The sequence below is a fragment of the Parendozoicomonas callyspongiae genome, assembly GCF_023502345.1.
Classification (GTDB): Bacteria; Pseudomonadota; Gammaproteobacteria; order Pseudomonadales; family Endozoicomonadaceae; genus Sansalvadorimonas; species Sansalvadorimonas callyspongiae.
The window spans coordinates 1-335 of the sequence record NZ_JAMFLX010000160.1; the positions used below are offsets into that span (position 1 = coordinate 1).

1 protein-coding gene is annotated in these 335 nt (G+C 46.3%); it reads right to left on the reverse strand.

Going from position 1 to position 335, the window contains the following annotated elements:
* The coding region (locus M3P05_RS21315; protein ID WP_408635972.1) for a helix-turn-helix domain-containing protein at nt 1-236 on the reverse strand (236 nt) is incomplete at its 3' end.
* Nucleotides 237-335: the final 99 nt, after the last annotated feature.

Below are 335 nucleotides of genomic sequence, written 5' to 3' on the forward strand. Positions count from 1 at the left end.
TTCCCTGGCTGATCTTTCATCGCCTCAAGACCGCCATGTTTGAAGCGGGAATGCCACTGTTTTACAGCTTGAACATGAACATCGAGGCGCTGGGCTACTTCAGAGGTAGAAAGTCCTTGCTGTAAAAAAGCGAGCCCTAATAAACGGACGCACTCCCGACAGGAACCGGCATGTCTGGCAGCGTGTTGAAAGTCTGTAGAGAAAAATTTTTCAGAGAACTGGCAAGAACGAGGCATAGCGAAAGGGTCTTCCAAACATTTCGATCAAGTTTAGCTCTGAATGTTTGGAATAGTTATTTCGTGCGAATGGTATAACCCTATGATTGAAACCAGTGG